This window comes from Arthrobacter sp. AG367 (genome assembly GCF_007828995.1).
Taxonomy (GTDB): Bacteria; Actinomycetota; Actinomycetes; order Actinomycetales; family Micrococcaceae; genus Arthrobacter.
In genome coordinates, this window is record NZ_VIVE01000003.1 from 465,873 (window position 1) to 487,243 (window position 21,371).

The 21,371-nt window shown below is 66.9% G+C and carries 27 protein-coding genes; 14 read left to right on the forward strand and 13 right to left on the reverse strand.

The window, feature by feature from the left end; genetic code table 11:
* Positions 1 to 122 precede the first annotated feature (122 nt).
* From mgtA to FB478_RS11855, 4 genes are all read right to left on the reverse strand, one after another.
* Complete coding sequence (mgtA, locus tag FB478_RS11840; protein ID WP_144600567.1) at positions 123 to 2,846, reverse strand: magnesium-translocating P-type ATPase; 2,724 nt, start codon at positions 2,844 to 2,846, stop codon at positions 123 to 125.
* Between the two features lie 155 nt (positions 2,847 to 3,001).
* Entirely contained in the window at positions 3,002 to 3,682 is a 681-nt protein-coding gene (locus FB478_RS11845) for a class I SAM-dependent methyltransferase (protein ID WP_134164611.1), read from the reverse strand.
* A gap of 88 nt (positions 3,683 to 3,770) precedes the next feature.
* Positions 3,771 to 4,619 (reverse strand): triacylglycerol lipase, encoded by an 849-nt coding sequence (locus tag FB478_RS11850; RefSeq protein ID WP_144600569.1) that lies wholly within the window; start codon positions 4,617 to 4,619, stop codon positions 3,771 to 3,773.
* 360 nt (positions 4,620 to 4,979) lie between these two features.
* Entirely contained in the window at positions 4,980 to 5,384 is a 405-nt protein-coding gene (locus FB478_RS11855) for a GerMN domain-containing protein (protein ID WP_056393347.1), read from the reverse strand.
* Here FB478_RS11855 and FB478_RS11860 point away from each other — a divergent pair.
* The gene (locus FB478_RS11860) at positions 5,368 to 5,706 is read left to right on the forward strand and encodes a hypothetical protein (RefSeq protein WP_144600571.1); all 339 of its coding nucleotides are present in this window, start codon (positions 5,368 to 5,370) and stop codon (positions 5,704 to 5,706) included. The two genes, FB478_RS11855 and FB478_RS11860, sit on opposite strands and share 17 nt — an antisense overlap.
* 89 nt (positions 5,707 to 5,795) lie before the next feature.
* On the opposite strand, the gene FB478_RS11865 is transcribed toward FB478_RS11860, so the two are convergent.
* Positions 5,796 to 6,578: an SDR family oxidoreductase gene (locus tag FB478_RS11865; protein ID WP_056393343.1), complete on the reverse strand. Its 783-nt coding sequence runs from the start codon at positions 6,576 to 6,578 to the stop codon at positions 5,796 to 5,798.
* Between the two features lie 202 nt (positions 6,579 to 6,780).
* Here FB478_RS11865 and FB478_RS11870 point away from each other — a divergent pair, with 202 nt between their 5' ends.
* Both FB478_RS11870 and FB478_RS11875 read left to right on the forward strand, forming a co-directional pair.
* Positions 6,781 to 8,370: an alkaline phosphatase gene (locus FB478_RS11870; RefSeq protein WP_056393583.1), complete on the forward strand. Its 1,590-nt coding sequence runs from the start codon at positions 6,781 to 6,783 to the stop codon at positions 8,368 to 8,370.
* A 97-nt stretch (positions 8,371 to 8,467) separates the two neighbouring features.
* Entirely contained in the window at positions 8,468 to 9,193 is a 726-nt protein-coding gene (locus FB478_RS11875) for a hypothetical protein (RefSeq protein ID WP_235509872.1), read from the forward strand.
* Here the strand turns inward: FB478_RS11875 and FB478_RS11880 are convergent.
* Entirely contained in the window at positions 9,171 to 10,061 is an 891-nt protein-coding gene (locus tag FB478_RS11880; RefSeq protein WP_261377387.1) for an alpha/beta fold hydrolase, read from the reverse strand. The two genes, FB478_RS11875 and FB478_RS11880, sit on opposite strands and share 23 nt — an antisense overlap.
* A 199-nt stretch (positions 10,062 to 10,260) precedes the next feature.
* On the opposite strand from FB478_RS11880, the gene FB478_RS11885 reads away from it, so the two are divergent.
* The 4 genes from FB478_RS11885 (at position 10,261) to FB478_RS11900 (ending at position 11,950) form a co-directional block, all read left to right on the forward strand.
* Entirely contained in the window at positions 10,261 to 10,986 is a 726-nt protein-coding gene (locus tag FB478_RS11885) for a hemerythrin domain-containing protein (RefSeq protein WP_018770432.1), read from the forward strand.
* An 8-nt stretch (positions 10,987 to 10,994) separates the two neighbouring features.
* Positions 10,995 to 11,348: a hypothetical protein gene (locus FB478_RS11890; RefSeq protein ID WP_235509870.1), complete on the forward strand. Its 354-nt coding sequence runs from the start codon at positions 10,995 to 10,997 to the stop codon at positions 11,346 to 11,348.
* A gap of 96 nt (positions 11,349 to 11,444) precedes the next feature.
* Complete coding sequence (locus FB478_RS21345; RefSeq protein ID WP_056393336.1) at positions 11,445 to 11,711, forward strand: PfkB family carbohydrate kinase; 267 nt, start codon at positions 11,445 to 11,447, stop codon at positions 11,709 to 11,711.
* Positions 11,708 to 11,950: a hypothetical protein gene (locus FB478_RS11900; RefSeq protein WP_144600575.1), complete on the forward strand. Its 243-nt coding sequence runs from the start codon at positions 11,708 to 11,710 to the stop codon at positions 11,948 to 11,950. Before FB478_RS21345 ends, FB478_RS11900 begins: the two co-directional genes overlap by 4 nt.
* A 9-nt stretch (positions 11,951 to 11,959) precedes the next feature.
* Here the strand turns inward: FB478_RS11900 and FB478_RS11905 are convergent, their stop codons facing one another.
* Together FB478_RS11905 and FB478_RS11910 are read right to left on the reverse strand one after the other, a co-directional pair.
* Entirely contained in the window at positions 11,960 to 12,403 is a 444-nt protein-coding gene (locus FB478_RS11905) for a nuclear transport factor 2 family protein (protein WP_261377388.1), read from the reverse strand.
* 28 nt (positions 12,404 to 12,431) lie between these two features.
* Positions 12,432 to 12,872, reverse strand: a complete 441-nt coding sequence (locus FB478_RS11910; protein ID WP_056393331.1) for a nuclear transport factor 2 family protein — start codon at positions 12,870 to 12,872, stop codon at positions 12,432 to 12,434.
* 51 nt (positions 12,873 to 12,923) lie between these two features.
* Between FB478_RS11910 and FB478_RS11915 the strand changes: the two genes are divergently transcribed.
* The gene (locus FB478_RS11915; protein ID WP_056393330.1) at positions 12,924 to 13,565 is read left to right on the forward strand and encodes a TetR/AcrR family transcriptional regulator; all 642 of its coding nucleotides are present in this window, start codon (positions 12,924 to 12,926) and stop codon (positions 13,563 to 13,565) included.
* A 30-nt stretch (positions 13,566 to 13,595) separates the two neighbouring features.
* Here the strand turns inward: FB478_RS11915 and FB478_RS11920 are convergent, their stop codons facing one another.
* The 4 genes from FB478_RS11920 to FB478_RS11935 form a co-directional block, all read right to left on the reverse strand.
* Entirely contained in the window at positions 13,596 to 13,928 is a 333-nt protein-coding gene (locus FB478_RS11920) for a hypothetical protein (protein ID WP_144600577.1), read from the reverse strand.
* A 107-nt stretch (positions 13,929 to 14,035) separates the two neighbouring features.
* Positions 14,036 to 15,031, reverse strand: coding sequence for a hypothetical protein (locus FB478_RS11925; protein WP_144600579.1), 996 nt, complete (start codon positions 15,029 to 15,031; stop codon positions 14,036 to 14,038).
* A gap of 162 nt (positions 15,032 to 15,193) precedes the next feature.
* A complete protein-coding gene (locus FB478_RS11930) occupies positions 15,194 to 15,598 on the reverse strand; it encodes a hypothetical protein (protein ID WP_235509869.1) in 405 nt (134 codons plus the stop codon).
* A gap of 45 nt (positions 15,599 to 15,643) precedes the next feature.
* Complete coding sequence (locus tag FB478_RS11935) at positions 15,644 to 15,808, reverse strand: DUF4177 domain-containing protein (RefSeq protein WP_261377389.1); 165 nt, start codon at positions 15,806 to 15,808, stop codon at positions 15,644 to 15,646.
* Between the two features lie 249 nt (positions 15,809 to 16,057).
* Between FB478_RS11935 and FB478_RS11940 the strand changes: the two genes are divergently transcribed.
* The 6 genes from FB478_RS11940 to FB478_RS11965 all read left to right on the forward strand — a co-directional run bounded on the left by FB478_RS11940 (position 16,058) and on the right by FB478_RS11965 (position 20,862).
* Positions 16,058 to 17,047, forward strand: a complete 990-nt coding sequence (locus tag FB478_RS11940; protein WP_144600581.1) for a 2-keto-3-deoxygluconate permease — start codon at positions 16,058 to 16,060, stop codon at positions 17,045 to 17,047.
* Positions 17,044 to 18,246, forward strand: coding sequence for a four-carbon acid sugar kinase family protein (locus tag FB478_RS11945; protein WP_144600583.1), 1,203 nt, complete (start codon positions 17,044 to 17,046; stop codon positions 18,244 to 18,246). Before FB478_RS11940 ends, FB478_RS11945 begins: the two co-directional genes overlap by 4 nt.
* Complete coding sequence (gene pdxA, locus FB478_RS11950) at positions 18,246 to 19,250, forward strand: 4-hydroxythreonine-4-phosphate dehydrogenase PdxA (protein ID WP_144600585.1); 1,005 nt, start codon at positions 18,246 to 18,248, stop codon at positions 19,248 to 19,250. Before FB478_RS11945 ends, pdxA begins: the two co-directional genes overlap by 1 nt.
* 136 nt (positions 19,251 to 19,386) lie before the next feature.
* A complete protein-coding gene (locus FB478_RS11955) occupies positions 19,387 to 20,160 on the forward strand; it encodes a DeoR/GlpR family DNA-binding transcription regulator (RefSeq protein WP_144600587.1) in 774 nt (257 codons plus the stop codon).
* 46 nt (positions 20,161 to 20,206) lie between these two features.
* On the forward strand, positions 20,207 to 20,473 hold the full coding sequence (locus FB478_RS11960; RefSeq protein WP_026265951.1) for a type II toxin-antitoxin system Phd/YefM family antitoxin: 267 nt from the start codon (positions 20,207 to 20,209) through the stop codon (positions 20,471 to 20,473).
* Positions 20,470 to 20,862 carry a type II toxin-antitoxin system VapC family toxin gene (locus FB478_RS11965; protein ID WP_144600589.1) on the forward strand — a complete coding sequence of 131 codons (393 nt, stop codon included), beginning with the start codon at positions 20,470 to 20,472 and terminating at the stop codon, positions 20,860 to 20,862. Before FB478_RS11960 ends, FB478_RS11965 begins: the two co-directional genes overlap by 4 nt.
* A 17-nt stretch (positions 20,863 to 20,879) precedes the next feature.
* Here FB478_RS11965 and FB478_RS11970 read toward each other — a convergent pair whose 3' ends face one another.
* Positions 20,880 to 21,359 (reverse strand): nucleoside deaminase, encoded by a 480-nt coding sequence (locus FB478_RS11970; protein ID WP_144600591.1) that lies wholly within the window; start codon positions 21,357 to 21,359, stop codon positions 20,880 to 20,882.
* Between the last annotated feature and the right edge of the window lie 12 nt (positions 21,360 to 21,371).

Genomic DNA, 21,371 nt, shown 5'->3' on the forward strand with positions numbered 1-21,371 from the left:
AGAGTACACCCCAAAGTTCGAACAGCATGATCCAAGGCGGCCTTCATCACCCTGCTTTGAACATCTCAGCGAAAGCCCCAGCTTCTCTCTCCTCCATGCTAACCCCGGCGTCGCCACAAGGGTTATGGGTTACGGACAGATCTCCCCTGCCGCGCCTTGCGCCGCCCAAGCCTTGGCACGCCTGAGGGGACCGCGGGCTTGGGGACCTTGACCGGGATGCTGTACCTGGAGGCCCTGCGGGCGATGTGGTGCGTGGCGTGCCGGCGCTTGACGGGAGGTGGCGGGGCGGGCAGCTGCTGGGCGCTGCGGGCAAAGAACCATCGTTTGGCCAGTTCCACCAGGACCAGATACACCACCACCATGCCCATCAGGGCCAGGAAGAACGGGACAGGCAGCGGGTCGAAGCCGAGCAGGCCGGCCAATGGCGAGAGCGGCAGGAAGATTCCCAGCGCCACCACGCCGAGCGACGCGGCAATCAGGCCGGCTGACGGCCGGCTGCGCAGGAAGGGAACACGCCGTGTGCGGATGGCGAAGATGATCAGCGTCTGGGTGGCGATGGATTCGATGAACCAGCCGGCCCGGAACTCCCCCGGCGCAGCGGTGAACACGAACAGCATCAGGGCGAAGGTGGCGAAGTCGAACAGCGAACTGATGGGCCCGAAGAGAAGCATGAACCGCCGGATGAAGGCGATGTCCCAGTGGGACGGCGCCCGCAGCTGCTCCTTGTCCACCCGGTCCCCCGGAATAGCCAGCTGCCCGGAGTCATACAGCAGGTTGTTCAGCAGGATCTGGCCCGGCAGCATGGGCAGGAAGCTCAGTACCACCGAGGCTGCTGCCGCGCTGAACATGTTGCCGAAGTTGCTGGACGTGCCCATCAGCACGTACTTGATGGTGTTGGCGAAGATCCGCCGCCCCTCCATCACGCCGTCCGCCAGCACTCCCAGGTCCTTGTCCAAAAGGACGACGTCGGCCGCGTCCTTGGCAACGTCCGTTGCCGTGTCGACGGAGATGCCGATGTCCGCCTTGTGCAGTGCCAGGGCGTCGTTCACGCCATCGCCCATGAAGCCCACGGAGCCGCCGCTGAGGCGCAGCAGGCTGATGATGCGCGCTTTCTGTTCGGGCGAGACGCGCGCAAAGATGGTGGCTGTCCGCGCGGCGGCGGCAAGGTCGGCGTCGGACATCTGCTCAACCTGGGCACCGGTGAGGGTGCCGCCGGAGAGCACGTCCAGGTCGGCACAGACTTTCTCCGCCACCTTGGCGTTGTCCCCGGTGGCGATCTTTACCGAAATACCCAGGGCCTCCAGCAGATCCAGGGACTGCCTGGCGTTGGTTTTGGGCCGGTCCAGGAAAACGAGGAACCCGGCCAGCGTCAGCCCATGCTCATCAGCCGGGGCCAGCTCCACCAGGCCTGCAGCCGGACGGGTTGCCACGGCGACCACCCGGGAGCCGCCGTCGAACTGCTCGTCCAACAGCCTCTGCACCGCGGGTGGGGTTGGCCCACACAGGGCAAGGACGTCCTCGGGGGCGCCCTTCGTCACCAGGCGGGCGGGGCCGCCGTCTTCACGGACCAGCGCGGTGGTGCGGCGGCGCTGGTGATCGAAGCCAATCATGTCCAGGCGCTGATGACGCTTCGGTTCAAAGGCGGCGGCGCCGGGGCTGTCCCAGAGGGCGGCGTCCAGCGGGTTCTGCCCTGCCGGGGATGCATTTCCTTCCGAGTAGTCGGCCTCCGTGGCGAGCAGGCCCAAAGTGAGCAGGTCGTCTTCGGAAACGTCCTGCGTCACCGGAAGCGCGCTGGTGAAACTGATCCGCCCCTCCGTCAGGGTGCCGGTCTTGTCCGTGACCAGGATGTCCATATCCCCCAGGTCCTCGATGCACACCAGCCGCTTGACCAGCACTTTCCGCTTGGCCAGCTGCCGGGTACCGGTGGCCAGGGACGTGCTCACCACGGCGGGAAGCAGCTGCGGGGTGATGCCTACGGCGATTGCCAGCGAGAACAGCAGGGATTCAATGAGCGGGCGTTGCAGCAGCAGGTTGGCCACGAAAATCAGCGTGGTGAGCACCATCGCCACCTGCAGCAGCAGGAATGAAAAGCGCCTGAGTCCCAGCTGGAACTCGGTTTGCGGCTGCCTCTCCCCCAGGCCCAGCGCGATGCGGCCGAACTCAGCCCGGCCACCGGTGGCCACCACAACCCCGGTGCAGCTGCCGGACTGGATCACCGTGCCCATGAACACGCAGGAGGCGAGGTCGCCAAGTGCCGCGCCTGCGGCCACGGGAGCGGGGTCCTTGGCGGCGGGCTGGGACTCGCCCGTGAGGATGCTTTCATCGCAGAGCAGGTTGTTGGTGGCGAGGAGCCGGATGTCGGCGGGGATGATGGCACCCAGGGAGAGATGGACGACGTCGCCCGGCACCAGGGCGGTAACGTCCACTTCCCTGGTGGTTCCGCCCCGAAGGACCACGGCGCGGTGGGTGACACGGTCGTGCAGCGCCTCGGACGCCCGCTCCGCGCGGAATTCGTTGGTGAAGCCAAGGCCCACGCTAACCAGCAGGATCACGCCGATGACGATCGAGTTGGTTGCGTCACCCAGGAACAGGGACAGCCCGGCGGTGACCAGCAGAAGGATGAGGATGGGGCTGGCGAACTGCCGGCCCAGCACGGCCCAGGCGTTGGCGCGGTGCGTGCGGACGGCATTGGGGCCAAGGCTGCCAAAGCGGGCGGCGGCTTCCTCCTCCGGCAGGCCGTCCGGGCCGGAGGCCAGGTGCGCCAGCGTCTGCCCGGATGTCAGGCTCGCGGCGTCAGTGATCGGCAGCTGGAGGGAGCTCCGCTCCCGGACATTGAGCTCTGTCATGCCGCATCCGTTCGGACGTTTGCTTTCGTGGCGTTAGCTTAGGGCAAGGGTACGACGGCGTGGCCTCGCCAAGGGCCCAAGGTCGAGGTTGGCCAGGCGGACCGGGGCGTTCAGGCGCTCAATGACATATCAGTGCGGCGTGCCAGCGGGGCACGTCAGCCCGGTGGTCCGGGGCTGGTGGCCGTGCCCAGGATGTGGGCAAGCGGAGGGTTCAGCCGCTGCACGGCGAAGCCGAAGCGCTGGTTGTCCTGGACCGTGAAGCCTGCTGCGGTGATGGCGGCGAGGGTGTCCCGGTTGAGGTGGCATCCGCCCATGAACCGGCCCCAAAGCGGGGTCAGGAGGTCTTCTGCCCTGGCCAGGACCGGGTGCCGGGACCGGACATGCTCGTAGTAGGCCAGTGTTCCGCCGGGTCGCAGGACGCGGCGGATCTCCGCAAGCACGGCGGCCTGGTCCTTGACGCTGCAGAGAACCAGGCTGGCCACCACGGCGTCGGCGCTGCCGGTCTCCGCGGGGATGTTCTCTGCGGCGGCGGCAACCACCGTTACGGGGACGCTGGCCGTGGCGGCCTGTTTCTGCGCCAGGGCCCGGAGGTAGTCATCGGGTTCCAGGGCCAGGACGCGGGTGACGGCGGGAGGGTACAGCGGGAAGGAGGAGCCGGCCCCGGCCCCGATTTCGATGACTGATCCACGCAGGCCGGCCAGGGCGCGGCGGCGGTGGTCGGCTGCCCCGCGGCGGTCCATGCCACCCACGGCCCGGGCAAATGCCCGGGCAAAGAATGGATGCTGCAGCGGGCCCGGCCCCACCCCGCCCTCCGTGCCGCCAGGTGTGCGGTCCATCCGGATACCTCCTTGGGACTGTCTGGCTCTCATCATGGCACGGCGCGTGGGTGCCGGGGCCGGGCGCGGCTGGTAAAGGCGGTCCGGGCTACAGGCAGCTGGGCTGGTACGCGGGGTCCGCAGGGCCGGAGGCCTGGCCCAGCGCGTTTGCCACAAACTGGTGCACCACGGGATCGTTGGGTGTCTGGTCGTGTTCGAAGACATCGGCAGGACATTTGTCCTGGATGGTGATGTTGGTGACCTGCCTGGCCGGTCCCGCCAGGAACTGGCTGTTGTAGGGAATCACCACTTCGTCATAAACGGTGGAGATCACGGTGTACGACGGGCCGGCGACGGTATCGCCCTTGGCGTTGAGTTCCTGCATGAACGCCGACCCGGCCTGCTGGTCCGCGCATGCTGCGCAGCCCAGGGTGGTGTAGGCGGGATTCGGGACGGCATCCGGCGGCGGCACGATCAGGCCCTGGGTGCCGTGGTTGGATGGCGCAATGCCCACCAGGTGGTGGACGTACTTGGCGCCGCCCAGCAGGTGCATGTAGTAGCGCGGCATCATGCCGCCCTGGCTGTGGCCCACCAGGTCCACTTTCGGCGCACCCGTGGCGGCGCGGACGGCATCAACGAACGGGGCGAGTTCCTTCGCGGAGTCGGCCACCGGGGCAGTTGCGTAGACGCCGTTGGTCTCGCCGTAATTGAGGGCGAAGACGCAGTATCCGGCGCTCTTGAGGTAGGGCGAAAGCGTGGACCAGTTTTTCGCCATGCTTTCGAAGGTTCCGGGCACCAGGACCACGGGGTACGGGTGTTCGGCGGAGGGCTTGCAGGACCAGTCGTTGGCGCCCGGCGGCGCGATGTCCAGGGTGTCGGCCTGGGCGGGAGCCGTGGAGAGCGAGCCTGCCAGGACGGCGGCTGCGGCGACGGACAGGGCGCGTTTCAGCAGTGACATATAAACCTCTTTGTTCGCGTGTCAGCAGGGGTTCCGCGGCCCGAGGTGCCAGCGGCGGTGTGCCTGCCGGTGCCCGGGGTGCGGTCCTAGAAATGCTAGGCAGCCTGGACCCGCAGGTGGACCCGCCTGCACGAACGTGCGGGGAATTGGTCCGCGTCCGGCCCACCCCAACCCGGCCGGCCCCAGCACGCCGGGATATTCATTGTTACTGGTGAGTAGCAATTAAGTGCGGCTGAGGCCCCGTGGCCTTTGGAGCCGGCACCGTTCCGACAGCACCGCGCCAACTGCACGAATGTGCAGATGGCGTGAGACTCTCGGCCGGGCGTATAGGTCTGCCGTCGTACGTTCTGCCCAGGATCGCTACTTGAGGCTCAGTACCTCGTCGATGGGACGGCCGTTGACGAACACCTGCGCGCTGGTGGCACCGGATGCCGTCATGGCCGTGTATTCCAGTTGGGCCTTGGCGCGTGGGATGTCGCACACGCCGCCGAGCATGAACTGCCCGGAAAGCCAGATGGTGATGGTGCTGCCGTTCAACTCGCCACCCAGATAGGTCAGGCTCGACTGGTACAGGACGTTGATGAGGCCGGACAGGCCGATGTCGCGGCTCTTGTTGGCCAGCAGGGTGTTGATGCTGGGGCCCACCTGGTCGGTGAAGCGGACGGGGGCCGTGGTGGTGGCCACCAGGCTGTCACCGCAGCCGATCGCGGGCCCGGAGACGCCGTTGTCACCCACGGCCACGTAGTAGATGGTCAGCGGGGCCACCTGCTCGGGCAGCCCGGTGGGCGTCGGTTCCGCCGTGGGCGGCGGGCTGGCAGGAGCGGACGACGGCGGAGCGGCGGCTGACGTGGTGGGTGCGGCTGAGGTGCTGGCAGGGGTGGTGGGGGTGGCCGATGCGGTGGGGCTCGCCGTCGTGTTTGGGGACGCGCTGCTGGGGCTGGCGCTGCTGGCGGTGGGGCTGGGGGCCGGGGAACTGCTGGAAGGGGCCGGGGCGGGAGGGCCGAAGCACCCCGTAAGGAGCAGCAGGCTGCTGAACCCGAGAATGCTGAGTGCCGAATGCCTGGGCCTGGTCATGACGCCCCCTTGACTGCTCGCCCCGCGGTTGCGGGAACCACTTTCAAGCTACGCCTGAGGGTTAGTCCAGAACAGGGACTAAAGTCCGAGTTCCCCGGAGACTCACCACACCGAGTCGCCGCGCAGGACAACATCGCTGCCGCCGTCGACATAGACGATCTGCCCGCAGAGGTGCGTGTTCTCCTCGCTGTTGAGCCAGGCCAGCAGGCGGGCCACCACAATGGGCTCGGCGATGCCGTTCAGCGGCATCGGGACCACTTCCAGCAGCGACCTTCGTTCCTCTTCGGTATCGATCAGGTCCGCCGTCATTGGGGTGGCGATGACGCCCGGCGCCACCGCGTTCAGGGGGATCCCGGTGCCGGCCCACTCTGCCGTTGCGGCCTGGCGGCGGACCCAGCGGGAGAGCGCCAGCTTGGTGGAGGCGTAGATGAGCTGGCCCGTGGTCGCTGGTTCCTTGGCCATGACCTCGGCGCGGGCCATGGCCGCCGGTTCATCCCCGGCGGCCAGGAGTGCAACAAGCTCGCTGTCGCTGGCCAGGAGGGCGGCCATCGATGAGACCGCGACGGCGCGTGGCGCGTCCGACCCCACCAGGAGGGGCCGGAGCCGTTCCAGCGTTGCCACCGTCCCGAAAAAATTGACGGCCACGGTGGCGGGGGCCGGAACGGCGAGGCCGGCATTGGCGTAGATGGCATCGATCCTGCCGCCGCTGACCTTCCTTACCGCATCCGGCAACGCGTCGCGTCCCTCGGCGGTGGACAGGTCCGCCACCACCTCGGCATCGTGGAGATCCAGCCCGATGACGCGTTCGCCGCGCTGCTCAAGCAGTTCCCTGGTGGCTTTGCCAATGCCGGAGGCTGCGCCGGTGACGACGGAGGTGCGGGGCATGATGTCCTCTTTCCCTGGCTTCTTAGGGTTGTGAGCCACTCTGCCTGCGACCCCGCGTCGGGGCCAGAGTCCAAAGGCCCTGCGCCGCATCCCGCTCTGGCTCCAGCGTCGGCGGATCCATCAACAGGTTTTGTCACGCCGTTAACCGGCCATTCATATCCTCCTCGAAACCTGTCCAACAGCTGGAAATAGCGTGGAAGCCATGGACAACATCTCCCGCAGAACCCTCATCTCCGCCGGCATCGGAGCCGGCATCGTCGCCGCACTGCCAAGTGCCGCCGTCGCCGTTTCCACCGCGGACGACGCCGGTCTTCGCACCGATCCCTTCATGCTCGGCATCGCGTCGGGCGAGCCGTGGCCGGACGGCTTCGTCCTGTGGACCCGCCTGGCCGTGAACCCGGTGGCGGAGGACGGGCTGGGCGGCATGCCGTCGCGCCCGGTGGCCGTGCAGTGGGAAGTGGCCGAGGACCAGGGCATGCGGAAGGTGGCGGCCCGCGGCGTGGAGCAGGCACGCACCGAGACCGCGCACTCGGTGCACGTGGAGCTGCGCGGCCTGCAGCCGGGCCGCGAGTACTTCTACCGGTTCCGCACCGGCAAGTACGTCAGCCCCGTGGGCCGCACCCTCACCAGCCCTGCCCTGCACGAGACGCCCGCCGCGCTGGCCATGGCGTTCGCCAGCTGCGCGCAGTATGAGCACGGCTACTTCACCGCGTACCGGCGCCTGGCGGAGGACCACCCGGACCTGGTACTGCACCTGGGCGACTACCTTTATGAATACAAGAAGGGCAGCTACGTGATCGGCGGAGGGAACCCCCGTGACCACGAGGGCCCGGAGACCGTCACGCTGGAGACGTACCGGCAGCGCCACGCCCAGTACAAGGCCGACGCCGACCTGCAGGCAGCGCACGCAGTCGCACCCTGGGCGGTGGTGTGGGATGACCACGAGGTGGACAACAACTGGGCGGACGACGTTCCGGAGAACCAGGACGCCGCCCAGTTGAACGACAGTGTGGAGCACTTCCGGCAGCGCCGCGCCGCAGCCTTCCAGGCCTACTACGAGAACATGCCGCTGCGCCCGTCCTCGCTCCCCGCCGGGCCGGACATGAAGATCTACCGCCGCATCCAGTGGGGCCAGCTGGCCAACTTCCACATGATGGATACACGGCAGTACCGGGACGACCAGCTTGCCGGCGACGGCTGGAAGAAGAACGTCACAGAGCGGCTCGCCGAAAACCGGACCATCACCGGCGCCGAGCAGGAGAAGTGGCTGCTGGACGGATTCAGGAACTCCACGCAGCGGTGGGACATCCTGGGCCAGCAGGTCTTCTTCGCCGAGCGGGACCGGAACAAGGCACCGGAGATCGACGACGTTTCCATGGACGGCTGGGACGGGTACGCGGCCTCCCGCCGCCGCATCACCCAGGGCTGGACCGACGCGAAGGTGCGCAACGCCGTCGTCCTCACCGGCGATGTGCACCGGCACTGGGCCAACGACGTGAAGGTGGACTACAAGGACCCCGCCTCCCCCGTAGTGGGCTCGGAACTGGTGTGCACGTCCATCACCTCCACGGGTGACGGCACGGGCTCCACCACGGACGCCACCATGGCCTGGAACCCGCACCTGAAGTTCTACAACGACAACCGCGGCTATGTGAACACGCGCATCACCAGGGACTCCATGACCGCGGACTTCCGCGTGCTGGACCACGTGACGACGCCGGGCGCACCCGTTGTCACGAAGGCCTCCTTTGAGATCCGCGACGGCGTGCCGGGGCTGCAGGCGCGGGCCTGACGCCTCGCGGCGGGCGTTTGCGTGACTTTTCTGCGTGGCCCGGGCGGCGGGACCTTCGGCACTTTGCGTGCCGGGGGTCCCGTGGCATGTTGCGGCTATGGCCGGACTGCGATATTTGCGACGGACGGACGGCGGAGCTAATCGGCGCAGGCGCCTGCAGCTCCTGGCGGCGTCGCTCGGCGTACAGATCACGGCATATCTGCTGTGGCGTCCGGCCATGCTGCGCTGGGGAACCGAGGGCACGGAAGCCGTGGAGCGGCTGCCCGGCGACGACCTTGAGCCCCAACCGGTGATCCAGAGCACCAGGGCCATCAGCATCGACGCCCCGCCCGAGCGCGTGTGGCCGTGGATCGTGCAGATGGGAATCTACCGCGCCGGGTTCTACACGCATGACCGGGTCGAGCGTGCCCTGTTCCATGCCCGGTACGTCGAGGGCAAACAGTCTGCAACCCGAATCCACCCGGAACTGCAGGACCTCAAGGTGGGCGACAAGGTACCGTATGGCGGAGGCGTGTACGCGACCGTCACCGCGCTTGAGCCCAACCGGCACCTGGTGGCGGGAGAACAGTTCATCCTGCGGCCCCTGCCAGGGAACCGCACCCGGTTGATCATCCGGTACCGCGGCAAGGGGTACCTGAGCGCCGCGGCGCGCGGTGCCGGGCCCGACGCTCCCATGACCACCCGGGCTTTGGCCTTCACCCTCCAAAACGTTCCGGGCGCGATGCTGCTGGCACGCGCCGTCGACCTTTTCATTGGCGACCCGCTGCACCACTACATGGAAGTTGGCGTGCTCCGCGGGGTCAAGCAGCGCGCGGAGTCCTGAAGAACTCCATAGCTCTGCCGGAGACCAGTTCCGGCCGGTGGTCGGCGATGAAGTGCCCCTCACCCGGGACGATCTCGGTGGTGACGTTGCCGCCCCGGCCGCGGCGGTGGCCCATCCGTTGCAGGGTGGCCGATGGTTCCATGGATCCGATAAGGACGAGGGTGGGGACCGTGAAGTCGCGCCGGCCGTACACCCCGAAAATGATCTTCAGGAAGGCTGGCAGGATGGTGCCGCGGTAGAGTGCCGAGCCCGCTCTTGCCCTGGCAGGCTTTGCGGCTGCTGCGTTGTAGAGGTTCATGTCCGCCTCGGATACGCCCCCTGCGGGTTCAAATGCTGTGAAGAGGTGCTGCATCACCTTCCGGCTCCGCTGGATCCGCGGGCCGATAAATGGAACGGCCAGGGCGAAGGCGTGCCACAGCTTGGGAAAGACCAAAACCAGCCGGGCATTGGGCCTGATGTGGACGTCGGGGGCACCTGTAACGATGAGTGCCTCAACAAGATCAGGCCGCTGCATGGCGAGTAGCTGCCCCACTATGGCACCCCAGTCGTGGGTGAGGAAGCGGGCTCGGCTGATGCCAAGCTTTGCCATGAGTCCGATGACGTCCTCCACCAGCAACCCGGCTGAGTATCGGCCCTGTGGTGCATCACTCCAGCCGAAACCCCGCTGGTCAGGCGCGATCACCCGGTAATGTGTGGCCAGCAAAGGCATCACGCCGTGCCATTCCCACCAGTTCTGCGGGAAGCCGTGCAGGAGAACCAGGGGATCCCCGCTGCCTGCCTCAGCGATATGCAATCGGATGCCGCGGATGTTCATCCATCTGTGGGTGACGCCATCAAGCTCCGGCATCGCAGCGACTTTGCCTTCCATGAACCTAATTTACTACTTAAGTAGTACCGGTGTCAGGACCTGCCGCGCAGCCCCTCCGGGTGCACCCGGCCCTGCGCGCATTAAGGCCTGGTCCGTCGCCGTCGTACTTCTGCAAAGCCGTTGTGCGCCGTGGAGCCCGGGGCTACGATGCTCCCGGGGAGAGGTCCTTTGTCTCGCGAGACTGGAAAGGGCCACGCACATGACCGACTTCTTCACAATGCAGCCCGGCGAGACGGCGCCTCCCCTGCCGGCGGGACCCGTCCTGTGCGCGGGGACGGCAGCGATGCGGCGCATCCACCGGTTCTTCCTCTGGGCCTACGGCGAGGCGCCGGGACTGGTGCGCTCCGCCGCCGCCGGCGACACTGCCCGGGCAGCCTACGTGGGCGAAGTGCTGGGCAACTTCGACAAGGTGCTGCATATCCACCACGAAGGCGAAGACCTCCTGATGTACCCGCAGCTGAAGGAGCGGGCACCGGCATGCGCGCTGCATGTGGGGCAGATGCTTGAGCAGCACAGGCAGGTCACGCAGAGGCTGGAGGCCATCGAGCCGGTCCGGCTGCGCTGGATGCAGACGGCGGATGAGGAGTCCGGCGCGGAACTCGCCGCCCGCTATGAAGACCTGTCCGGCGTCCTCAACGTACATCTGCGCCGCGAGGTCACGGAGATGATGCCGGTTGCTGACAGGGTGATGACGGAGAAGGAAGCTGCCGCGGTGGGGCAGCACGGGATCCAGGAACTCGACAAGAAATTCCTGGTGGGCTACCTCGGCATGGTGCTGGCTACCAACCCGCCGGCGGACCGGAAAGAACTGTTCAAGGAAATCCCTCCGCCGGTGCGGCTCGCCTACCGCCTGGTGGGACGGCGGATGTACCGGAAACAGTACTCAACGCTGTTCCCCGGACGCCCGGTTCCCGAGACGCTGTAGGCGTTCTGTTGCGGCGCCAAGCTGCGGTGGCGGCGGTCAGGGCCGTCCACACGCTGGCGTGGTTCTCCATCGAGTCCTGCGTCATCTACGTGCTCTACACCGGCCTGGCCGGCCGCACTGACAGGCGGGTGGGGTGGGCGGCCGCCGTGGTTGCCGCCGAATCACTGGTGTTCGCCGGAAACGGGTTCCGCTGTCCGCTCACCGGAATCGCGGAGCGCTACGGCGCCGAGCGCGGCTCCGTCACCGACATCTACCTGCCGCGATGGTTCGCGCACAACCTGCCCGCCATCCACCTTCCGCTCCTGGTGCTGATGGTGTACCTCCATGCCCGGAACCTCCGGCACGGGCGCCCGCCGGGCTGAAGTAAGCCGCACTGCCTCCACGACGTCGCTGGCCCGCAGCAGATGCGTCGTTGCCTGGACCGCATCCCAGCGTCCGAAATTTGCCGGGTCCAGGAAGTGCTCCCGACTCCGCTCGAGATCCCTCCGTACGTCTGCCGGCCACTCCCTGAATCCCTTGCCCAGAACACCTGCACCATCGGCGCCGGGGACGCGTTCTGCGCCGCCCTGATCCTGGCGCTGCAGCGGGGCCTGGACTACACCTCGGCACTTTCTGTTGCCAACCTGGTGGGTGCCGACGCTGTCGGCGACCCTTCCTCCCGGCCCGATTTGGCACGGCTGGGCTACTATCTGGAGCGGATTGCCCCGGCCGTGGACACACGGTGAGCGTGGCACTGCGGCGGGCGGCGCCGTCGGACCTTCCCGAGGTCATGCGCATCACCCGGGACGCGTACCTCCGGCAGCTTCCTGGCATCGGGGCCATCAGCATCACCAGCGCCACGTTCATGGAGCGCGCGCACGCCCTGTACGGGTCGCTGGGCTTCCGCCGTGCGCCGGAACGGGATTGGCATGTGCCCGGCAAGGACGTGCTGCTGTGGGTGTTTACGCTGGAACTCGGTGGCTGAGCCTGCCCGCTAAACCCTCGTGGCCAGCTGGGAGTCTTGATCGGCCAGGAGATCAGAATGCCGGTGGACGATCCGCCAGGCACCCTCTTCGCGGCGGTAGATGTGCGTTGTGCGCATCGTGTAGACGGCGGGGATGCCATCCACCACGGCGCTGCTGTGCTCAAGGCCGACCGTGTAGGCGAGGCTTCCGCTGGCACCTGCGGCGACGAGCTCGAACTCAGATCCGGCAGATCCCGTGAACCGGCGGGCCTCCTGGCGGAACTTGGGTTCGAGGTCCGCCCAGCCTGCTCCGGAGATGTGTGCACCGAACAACGTCACGGGGGTCCGGTGTGACCACAGGGCCAGGCGGGGTGCCACGTCTCCCCTGTGCAGCGCCAGAGTCATGTCCCGCTGCTTTGGCAGGATCTCCGCCAGGAACGCGTCCGTTTCCTTGTGCATGGCTTCTTTGTGCATGACTTCCTTGTGCATGGGCCGCCCGCCTTTAGGTGCCGGTCCGGGCGCCAGGCAAAGGAACGGTGGCCTCCCCCGGCGGGAAGTCCGCATGCCGGTGCACGATCCGCCAGTTCCCGTCCTCCCGGCGGTAGACGTGCGTTACCCGCAAGGTGTACTGGCGCGGTGTTCCGTCGACGGTGGCGGAGGTGTGCTCGTAGCCCACGGTGTAGGCGAGGTTGCCGCTTGCTCCGGCAGCGATGATCTCCAGGTCGAAGGAGTCTGCGTGCGTGAACCACGAGGCCACGCTGTGGAACATCGGCTCCACCTCGGCCCAGCCGGTGCCGCTGAGCCGCGCCCCGAAGAGCGTCACAGGATCGTCCTGCGACCAAAGCGCGATGCGCGGGGCGACGTCACCGTTGTGGATGGCGGCGTCCGCGGCCCGCTGCCGGGGAATCATTTCGGCCAGGAATGCATCCGTTTCGGTGGACATGACCAACTCCATTACAGTCATACTGTTTTGAATACAGTTATAATGCATCCAATGGAACGGAAGATCAAGAGGCAGTACGATTCCCGTCGCCGCCAGGAGCAGGCTGCAGAAACCCGGCGGACCATCATCGCGGCGGCGAACGAACTCTTCATTGCCCAGGGATACGGCCAGACCACCATCAAGCAGGTGGCCGCGCGCGCCGGCGTCTCCGTCGAGACCGTATACGCCACGTTTGGCACCAAGGCGTCGCTGCTCAGGCACGTTTGGTATGTCGATTTCCGGGGGGATGAAGCGGACGTGGCGCTCTATGACAGGGAGGAGATGCAGTCCATCCTGGCCGAGCCGGACCTGTCGGAGAGGATCCGCCGCCACGCCGTCTTCGTGACGGCGACCAACCGCCGCATCTTTCCGCTCCTGGACGCGCTTACCGGAGCTGCTGCGAGCGAGCCCGACGCCGCCGCCATGCTCGCCGAGTGGGCGGACCGGCGCCTGGACGTGGCCACCCGCTACGCTCACGCCGCGGCTGCGACCGGCCAGCTGGGCGTCAGCGAGGAGGAATGCAGGGACGTGCTGTTCGCCACCATGGACGGCACCCTGTGGGCCCAGCTGGTGGGGCAGCGCGGCTGGAGCGACGAGAGGTTCTCAACCTGGCTCGCCACGACGTGGATCGGTGCGCTCGTCCGGGCAAAGTAGCGGTCAGGGCTTCAGCCGGCGGTCGGGGCTTCAGCCGGCCGGTTTCCCTGCGGATCCTCCGGCGCGGCCTTTCCTCCGGAGCATGAACCTCGCAGTGAGCGCCGCGATGAGGCCGGCGAGAGTCACCAGCTGCACTTCGTCGAAGGACAGCCCGTCAATGTTCGGCTGCAGCTCCTCCTCGGTAGCCCAGCCGAACCAGGCTTCGCTGACCAGGATTCCGGCAACGAAATAGGCCAGGGCCGCGTAGAGCCAGAGCCAGCGGGTCACGTGCCTGCCGACAATCAGGTGGGCCACCAGGCCGAAGGCGAGCGACATGGCCGCCAGCAATAACAGGCCGGCAATTCCCAGATCCCACTGCGGCACGGCGAGCCACCTCCCTGCTCCGCACTTCTTGCGCTCCAGTCTGCTTGCCAGGCGTCGGTGGATGTAGAGGCGAAGGTCACCGGGGTTCTATCTCCATGGGTGCAGCCCTAGGGTGCGGAGCGGGTTCCCGAGTCCTTGCTGGAGCCGGTGGTGGGGACGAAGTTCCAGTCGAAGGACCCGTCGCCGTGCAGAGTCAGCCGGAGGAAGCCGCGGGTGTCACTGAAGCGCTTGGCGATGTATTTTGGCTTGCTGATGAACGGGCGCGTATCGATGCCTCCGGTGGACACCTGGAATGCCGTCATCCCGTCATTGACGCACTTGTCCGCGTTGTTCACCGGGCAGGACCGTTCGTAGTTGTGCTGCGACCCCGACAAAGTCAGCCGGACCCTGTACTTCCACATCAGGTCGATCCACGGCTTCTGGTCCCCGGCCCGCCCGTGCTCCTCCGTATCCGAGGTGAAGTAGGGCTCGTGGTACACGACAGCCAGGTACTTCCCCGCCTTTTGGGCGGCGGCGAGGTCCTTGTCCAGCCACGTGGTTGCAGCCGAAGCTTCCGCTTTGTCGTACCGCCACAGCGCGGACGACAGGAAGGCGAAGTGCCAGTTGCCGAAGTCCTTCGAGTACGGCTCGCCGTTCGGGATGAACCCGCGCTCCTGGTTGATCGCCGCCTTCTCGGGAGATCCCGGGCATTGGCCGTTCATGAACTTCGCCAGGTCTTCGTTGCGGCCGGGTTCCCAGTCGTGATTGGGCGCGGACACCCAATACAGCTTGGGTTTGGTGCCGCCCCACAGCGGTGTCCAGGTCTTCACGTAGTTGTCGCAGTATCCGGTCTCGTACTGGAAGTCCCCCAGCCCCAGGAACGCGTCAATCTCATTGTTCTCCACAAGCTTGGTTATCGCCGCGCCGTTCCGCCCGGACGGGCTGTCAGTGTCAACGTTGTCGGCGGGGTTCATGTCGCCCACCGCGGCGATATGGACATCGGGCCCGGGAGGCGCGGGCTCCGGCGGCTTCGGCGTGCAGGCCGTGGCAGAGAGCGCCAGCAGGACTGCGGAAACTGCGGCTACATGCCGGAAGGGTTTGTGGCGAGGGAGTGCTTGCCGCATCCCGTATCCCCTTTCGAGCAGCGAAACCGCAGGTCGGCGTGCATTAGGCAGCCACGCGCACCGGCACCTTGATCCTCCTTACGCGTTGGACCGGCTGTCAAGGGTGGAGTGCTATGAATCCTGCGGGGAGCGGTGCCCAAGAATGCCGAAGGCCTTTCCCAGCTATCCCCGTTGTCGGCGGCCCCGCGCCCAGATAACCTCAGCAACGCCGCCCAGGGCCAGTGGGAACGCAACGACGGCGGCCAGGAAGCGCATCAGATTGTAGGGCCCCACCAGTGCCGCCCAGCCCACGAGCACACCCGGCAGCCCCACGCAGACAGTCACCCAGACGGGGTTGCCACGACGGTGCGACCAGATGGCGGCCGCGATCGACATCACGCATCCGCCGTAGGTGAAGCGGTTACCGACCCAGGACTCCTCCATCTCCGCCGGAGTGGGCAGCCAGAAATAGAAATCGGCGCGCACAATCCCATAGCCGATAAGGACCATCGAGGCGAGGACGAACAAAGGCCACCCAATGGTTCCAGTCCATCGGCGGCGGGCCTCCCGGACAGCAGCCTGACTCATCGCGGCGTGCTATTCAGGGGTCGCGGCTCGATTGGCGGTGTGGACCTAGACCAGGCTCTCGAAGACCATCGTTGCCTGGATGCGGTCACCGCCGCCAAGTCCCTTGCTCCCGCTGCTGGACGTGGTGATGGTGTGGAGCCGGTAGCCCTTTGCGGCCTGGTCGTTGATGGCTTTTTCCAGCGAGGTCAGGTTGCCCGAACGGTTCCCCACAATTTCTCCTTGAGGATCACCTGCATGACGACGTACTGCATGGCGCTGCTTCCTTCCGACGCTGGTCAAGTGGCAGCAATGCTACTCGCGGGAAGCGTGAGACATCGGAACGCCGCGATGCCGGCCTGCAACGTGCTGCGCGGTTCACGCAAGGTAGCTTGCGCTAAACGCGCAATGCCGCATATGATCTACATCATGCTTCGAGCTGACTGCTCGGCCCCTCTCCCCCAACAACAATGAGGTTGATTCATGTCTGTCCCAATCAAGGCCACCATGGAAAAAGTTCCCGGCGGCATGATGCTGATTCCCCTGCTGATCGGTGCCCTTCTCGGCACCTTCGCCCCGGATTCCGCCAAGTTCTTCGGCTCCTTCACCGGCGCACTCTTCACCGGTGGCACCACCATCCTTGCGGTCTTCTACGTCTGCATGGGCGCCAGCATCGATATCAAGGCCACCCCGTACATCCTGAAAAAGGGCGGCGTCCTCTTCGGCAGCAAGGTCCTGTTCGCGATCATCATCGGCGTCATCGCCGGCAGGTTCCTGGGCGAACTTCCCATTGACGGCGGGATCCTGTCGGGCCTTTCTGTCCTGGCCATCCTGGCGGCCCTCAATGACACCAACGGCGGAATGTACATGGCCCTGATGGGCCAGTACGGCAAGCCCAAGGATGTGGCGGCCTACTCCGTCATGACCCTGGAATCCGGCCCCTTCCTGACCATGGTGACCCTCGGCGTCGCCGGACTGTCCGCCTTCCCCTGGCAGGCCCTGGTGGGTGCCATCATCCCCCTGCTCCTCGGAGCCATCCTGGGCGCCCTGGATCCGGCCATGCGCAAGTTCCTGTCCTCCGCGGCCCCCGTCCTCATCCCGTTCTTCGCCCTCGCGCTTGGCTTCGGCCTGAACCTGGGACAGGTTGTCAACGCGGGACTGCTGGGAGTGGCGCTCGGCCTGTTCGTCCTCATCGCCGGCGGCGCCGTGCTCTTCCTTGCGGACAAGCTGACCGGCGGCTCGGGCATTGCCGGCCTGGAGGCAGCCACCACGGCCGGCAACGCAGCCACCGTTCCAATGCTGGTGGCGGCAGCCAATCCGGCCTACGCTCCCGCAGCCGGCCCCGCCACCGTGCTGGTTGCCGCCTCCGTGGTGGTCACCGCCATCGGCTGCCCCCTCATGGTCGCTTGGTACGCTAAGCGCCTGAAAGCCAAGCAGACCGTGGAGACTCTCGAGGTGTCCCCAGCAGTATGAACACCAACGCAGCCATGCGCTGGGCAATCATTGCCGACGACCTGACGGGAGCGGCGGATGCGGCCGCAGCCTACGGGCCCACGCACAGCAGTTCCGTCATCCTCGACATCGACAGCGCTTGGCCCGACGCCGAGATCCTTTCGATCAATACCGAGAGCCGCTACCTGGCCCCCGCGGAAGCAGCCAAGGCCGTCACGACGGCGGCCGGCCGGGCCCTGGGCCAGCACCGGCGGGTCTTCAAGAAGATGGATTCACTGCTGCGCGGCAACGTGGGCGTGGAAGTCGCGGCAACCCTGGCACGGCTCACCCAGGGCCGCGGCAAAGGCCTGGCCGTTGTTGCCCCCGCGTTCCCGGGTACGGGACGGACCACCCTCGGCGGCATCGTGCACGTCAACGGTGTTCCCAACACCGCAGGGAACTTTGACGGGGACATCGCCGCGGCACTCGCCGCCGGAGGCCTCACCGCCGAAGTCGCCGGAACAACCGGACGCACGCCGGAGGAAATCGCGCGGCACCTGCGGGACGTGCAGGAACGCGGAATTGACGCCGTCGTACTGGACGCCGTCTCCGACGATGACCTCAAGGCCATCGCGGCTGCCGCGGACCTGCTGGACTTTCCCGCCCTCCTGGTGGGCTCCGGCGGCCTGGCAGGGCACATCGCGGACCAGGAAGAACGAGCCTCTGCGCAAAACGCGCAGGTTCGGCTCGTCAGCCGGACCCTGACCGTGATCGGCAGCTACTCCGCCCTTGCCCGGCAGCAGATTGGTGAGCTGGTCGCGGCCGGGGCTGAACACATCACCCTGGAGCACGCCACCCTGGACGGCACCGCGGTTCCGCGCCTGGTTGCCCAGGCGATGGCGCGGACAAACGTGGTGCTGACCCCGGACCCCATGGGCGCCGTGGACAAGTCGCAGGCACTTGTTGTGGCGGCGGCCCTGGCCCGTGCCACCGCGGCGGGCATCGGGCACTGCGACGCCCTGGTCCTCACCGGCGGGGAGACGGCCACGGCGGTCCTGAAAGCCCTCGGCGCCGGCAGCTTCACCGTCCTCGGAGAGATTGAGCCCGGCGTCGTGATGAGCCTGCTTCCCGGGTCACTTCCCCTGCTGGTCACCAAGGCCGGCGCGTTCGGCGACGCCGGGACCCTGGCCCGGACCACCAACTTCCTTACTGCCACCACGACTGAAATGAGTATCAAATAATGGGACGCCCGATTGTTGCCATCACCATGGGCGATGCGGCCGGCATTGGCCCGGAAATCATCGTCAAAGCGCTTGCTGACGCGGAGCTTCGGTCAAAGGCGCGGATGCTGGTCATCGGCGACCTCCGCCGGATGCGGCTGGCAGCGGACATCGTCGCCAGCCCGCTGACCCTGCGCCCGGTCCTGGAGCCGTCCGAGGCTTTGTTCGAGGAAGGCACCATCGACGTGCTGGACATCGACTGCATCCCGGAGGACCTTGCCTGGGGTGAGCTCTCCGCCGCCGCCGGACACGGGTCCTACCTCTTTATCGAGAAGGCCGTCCAGCTGGCCATGGACCGGCAGGTGGACGCCATCTGCACCGGGCCGCTGAACAAGGCGGCGCTGCACGCGGCCGGGCACAAGTTCCCCGGCCACACCGAACTCCTTGCCGAACTGACCGGCACCGAGGAAGTGTCCATGATGCTGACGGCGCCCAAGATGCGCGTCATCCACGTGACCACCCACATCGGCCTGATCGATGCGATCGCCAAGATCAACGGCGACCTGGTGTACCGGACCATCAAGCGGGGCTATGAACTGCTGCGCGCGTCCGGCATTGAGAACCCGCGGATCGCCGTGTGCGCCATCAACCCGCACGCGGGCGAGAACGGGCTGTTCGGCTACGGCGAGGAGGCGGAGAAGATCCAGCCGGGCATCAAGAAGGCCCAGGCGGACGGGATCGACGCCTTCGGCCCGCTCCCGGCGGACACCCTGTTCTTCCTGGCCGGCCGCGGCGACTTCGACCTGGTGGTGGCCCAGTACCACGACCAGGGCCACGGCCCCGTCAAGGTTTTGGGCCTGGAGAACGGCGTGAACATCACGGTGGGCCTGCCCGTGGTGCGCACGTCCGTGGACCACGGCACGGCGTTCGACATCGCGGGCAAGAACATCGCGGACCATGAGTCGCTGCTGGAGGCACTGCGGCAGGCAGTGGACCTGGCGCCGTCGCGCGACGAGGCCGTCTAGCCGCACGGAAGAATCGGCCGGTCAGCGTAATATTGCTGACCGGCCGTTTTGCCGGCTCCTGGCTGCGGAACTTGCCGGAGCCGGAACTAGCATGGTTAGCACTGCCACCGCCATGCCCACGGGAAGGAGACCGGGAATGCTCAGCGCAACCGCGCGGCGTGAGGAGATCTACCACCTTGCCGTGACCACCGGCCTGGCCTCCGTGGAGGAGCTCTCCGCCCGGTTCCAGGTGACGGCCTCCACCATCCGCCGCGACCTGGCTTTGCTGAACGGACAGGGCCGGCTGGCCCGCACCTACGGCGGTGCCATGGCACTGGGCGCCCACCCCGAGGCGTCGCTGCGGCAGCGCACCGGCGAGGCGTTCGAGCAGAAGCACGCCATCGCCCGCTGGGCGGCGGCCGTGATCCGGCCCGGGGAAAATATCCTGCTCGACGCCGGCTCCACCGTGGGTGCCCTGGCCCACGAACTGCGCGGGTTCGGGAAGCTCTCGGTCACCACGCCGGGCATCAACACGATGCAGGAACTGGCCGAGTCCGAGGGCATCGAGGTGGACTGCCTGGGCGGCCGGCTGCGCAGCCTTTCGCAGAGTTTTGTGGGTCCGCTGACGGAGGCGGCGCTGGAGCGGATGAGCTTTGACCGCGTGTTCCTGGGCGCCGACGCCGTCACGGCCGAGGACGGCATCTGCGAAGCCGACCATGCCCAGACCCGGCTCAAGGAGCTCATGGCCCGGCGCGGCCGGGAAGTCTATGTTTTGGCCGACTCCTCCAAGCTGGGGCTGCGCCCCTTCCACGCCTGGGTGCGGCTGGCGCTGCCGTGGACTTTGGTGACGGACGACGGCGCCGACCCCGCCCAGGTGCAGAAGTTCGGGGACGCAGGGGTACAGGTTGAGGTGGCTGCGGTCAGTCGTTGAGTCCTAGGCTTCGAAGCAAATGCTACGATTGCTACGGAGGTGTGCCATGACAACAATCCCCCACCGCGAGCTAAGGAATCAAAGCAGCAAAATCCTGGAGCGGGTGAAAAACGGCGAAACCATCGATGTCACGAATAACGGCGAAGTTGCCGCCACCCTTATCCCGCCTGCAGCCTCACCCTTCGAGCGTCTGCTCCTGTCCGGCAGCGTGCGGCAGGCCGCGGAAAGCCCGGTCGACTTCCAGTTGCTCCAACGCGTGACGTCTGATGTGGGCACGGCCGACATAATCGCAGACCTCCGCGGCGACCGGTGATTCTGTACGTCGACACGTCGGCGGCCCTGAGACTGGTGGTCGAGGAACCTGAGTCCGGTCCCACTGCGGAGTTTCTTTCAACGGCGGCGCAGCGGGGTGACCGACTTGTTGCCTCGATGCTCCTTCACACGGAGTTGCACTGCGCCGCCAACCGCCGCGGCCTGCCGCCGGAACTGGTCAACGCGGTGTTGACCGGAATCAACCTGGTGGACCTGACGCGTTCAGACCTCCTGTACGCGGCCGCACTGCCAGGTAAATTGCGCAGCGCGGACGCGATCCACCTCGCGGCTGCGATCAGGCTTGAAGCTGACCGGTTGATCGCCTTCGACAAGGAACTGCTGGGGGCAGCAACCCGGGCAGGACTTCACACGATCTCCCCGGGCAGCTAACCAGCTGCCTCGCACCCCTACTCGGCGATGTCCTCGGCCCACAGCTCCGGGTGGTCGGACTGGAAGGTGCGCATCATGTCCACGCAGCGCTGATCGTCCAGGACCACCACCTCAACCCCGCGTGACCGCAAAAGCTCCAGTTCGCCGTCGAACGTTTGTGCCTCCCCCACCACCACGCGGGGGATCTTGAACTGGAGGATGGTTCCCGCGCACATGGCACAGGGTGCCAGCGTGGTGTAGAGCGTGGTGTCCCGGTAGCTCTTTTGCCGGCCGGCGGCGCGCAGTGCGGACATCTCGCCGTGCGCGATCGGATCGGCGTTCTGGACCCGTTCGTTGTGCCCGCTGGCAACCACCACGCCGTCCCGGGCGAGCGCCGCCCCGATGGGGATCCCGCCCTCGGCCAGGCTCTTTTGGGCGGCCTGGTAGGCGGCTTCGAATGCGGGGTGGGCGGCGCGGTCCGGTTCCGGCGCGGCGGTTTCATGCTGCTCAGGGGTCATGGCGCCATTGTT

Bases quoted from the DNA above. Each gene is read 5' to 3' on its own strand.
- mgtA (WP_144600567.1), bottom strand. From the start codon at position 2,846: ATGACAGAGCTCAATGTCCGGGAGCGGAGCTCCCTCCAGCTGCCGATC.
- FB478_RS11845 (WP_134164611.1), bottom strand. From the start codon at position 3,682: ATGGACCGCACACCTGGCGGCACGGAGGGCGGGGTGGGGCCGGGCCCG.
- FB478_RS11850 (WP_144600569.1), bottom strand. From the start codon at position 4,619: ATGTCACTGCTGAAACGCGCCCTGTCCGTCGCCGCAGCCGCCGTCCTG.
- FB478_RS11860 (WP_144600571.1), top strand. From the start codon at position 5,368: ATGGTCAGCGGGGCCACCTGCTCGGGCAGCCCGGTGGGCGTCGGTTCC.
- FB478_RS11865 (WP_056393343.1), bottom strand. From the start codon at position 6,578: ATGCCCCGCACCTCCGTCGTCACCGGCGCAGCCTCCGGCATTGGCAAA.
- FB478_RS11870 (WP_056393583.1), top strand. From the start codon at position 6,781: ATGGACAACATCTCCCGCAGAACCCTCATCTCCGCCGGCATCGGAGCC.
- FB478_RS11875 (WP_235509872.1), top strand. From the start codon at position 8,468: ATGGCCGGACTGCGATATTTGCGACGGACGGACGGCGGAGCTAATCGG.
- FB478_RS11880 (WP_261377387.1), bottom strand. From the start codon at position 10,061: ATGGAAGGCAAAGTCGCTGCGATGCCGGAGCTTGATGGCGTCACCCAC.
- FB478_RS11885 (WP_018770432.1), top strand. From the start codon at position 10,261: ATGACCGACTTCTTCACAATGCAGCCCGGCGAGACGGCGCCTCCCCTG.
- FB478_RS11905 (WP_261377388.1), bottom strand. From the start codon at position 12,403: ATGCACAAAGAAGCCATGCACAAGGAAACGGACGCGTTCCTGGCGGAG.
- FB478_RS11910 (WP_056393331.1), bottom strand. From the start codon at position 12,872: ATGTCCACCGAAACGGATGCATTCCTGGCCGAAATGATTCCCCGGCAG.
- FB478_RS11915 (WP_056393330.1), top strand. From the start codon at position 12,924: ATGGAACGGAAGATCAAGAGGCAGTACGATTCCCGTCGCCGCCAGGAG.
- FB478_RS11925 (WP_144600579.1), bottom strand. From the start codon at position 15,031: ATGCGGCAAGCACTCCCTCGCCACAAACCCTTCCGGCATGTAGCCGCA.
- FB478_RS11930 (WP_235509869.1), bottom strand. From the start codon at position 15,598: ATGAGTCAGGCTGCTGTCCGGGAGGCCCGCCGCCGATGGACTGGAACC.
- FB478_RS11940 (WP_144600581.1), top strand. From the start codon at position 16,058: ATGTCTGTCCCAATCAAGGCCACCATGGAAAAAGTTCCCGGCGGCATG.
- FB478_RS11945 (WP_144600583.1), top strand. From the start codon at position 17,044: ATGAACACCAACGCAGCCATGCGCTGGGCAATCATTGCCGACGACCTG.
- pdxA (WP_144600585.1), top strand. From the start codon at position 18,246: ATGGGACGCCCGATTGTTGCCATCACCATGGGCGATGCGGCCGGCATT.
- FB478_RS11955 (WP_144600587.1), top strand. From the start codon at position 19,387: ATGCTCAGCGCAACCGCGCGGCGTGAGGAGATCTACCACCTTGCCGTG.
- FB478_RS11960 (WP_026265951.1), top strand. From the start codon at position 20,207: ATGACAACAATCCCCCACCGCGAGCTAAGGAATCAAAGCAGCAAAATC.
- FB478_RS11970 (WP_144600591.1), bottom strand. From the start codon at position 21,359: ATGACCCCTGAGCAGCATGAAACCGCCGCGCCGGAACCGGACCGCGCC.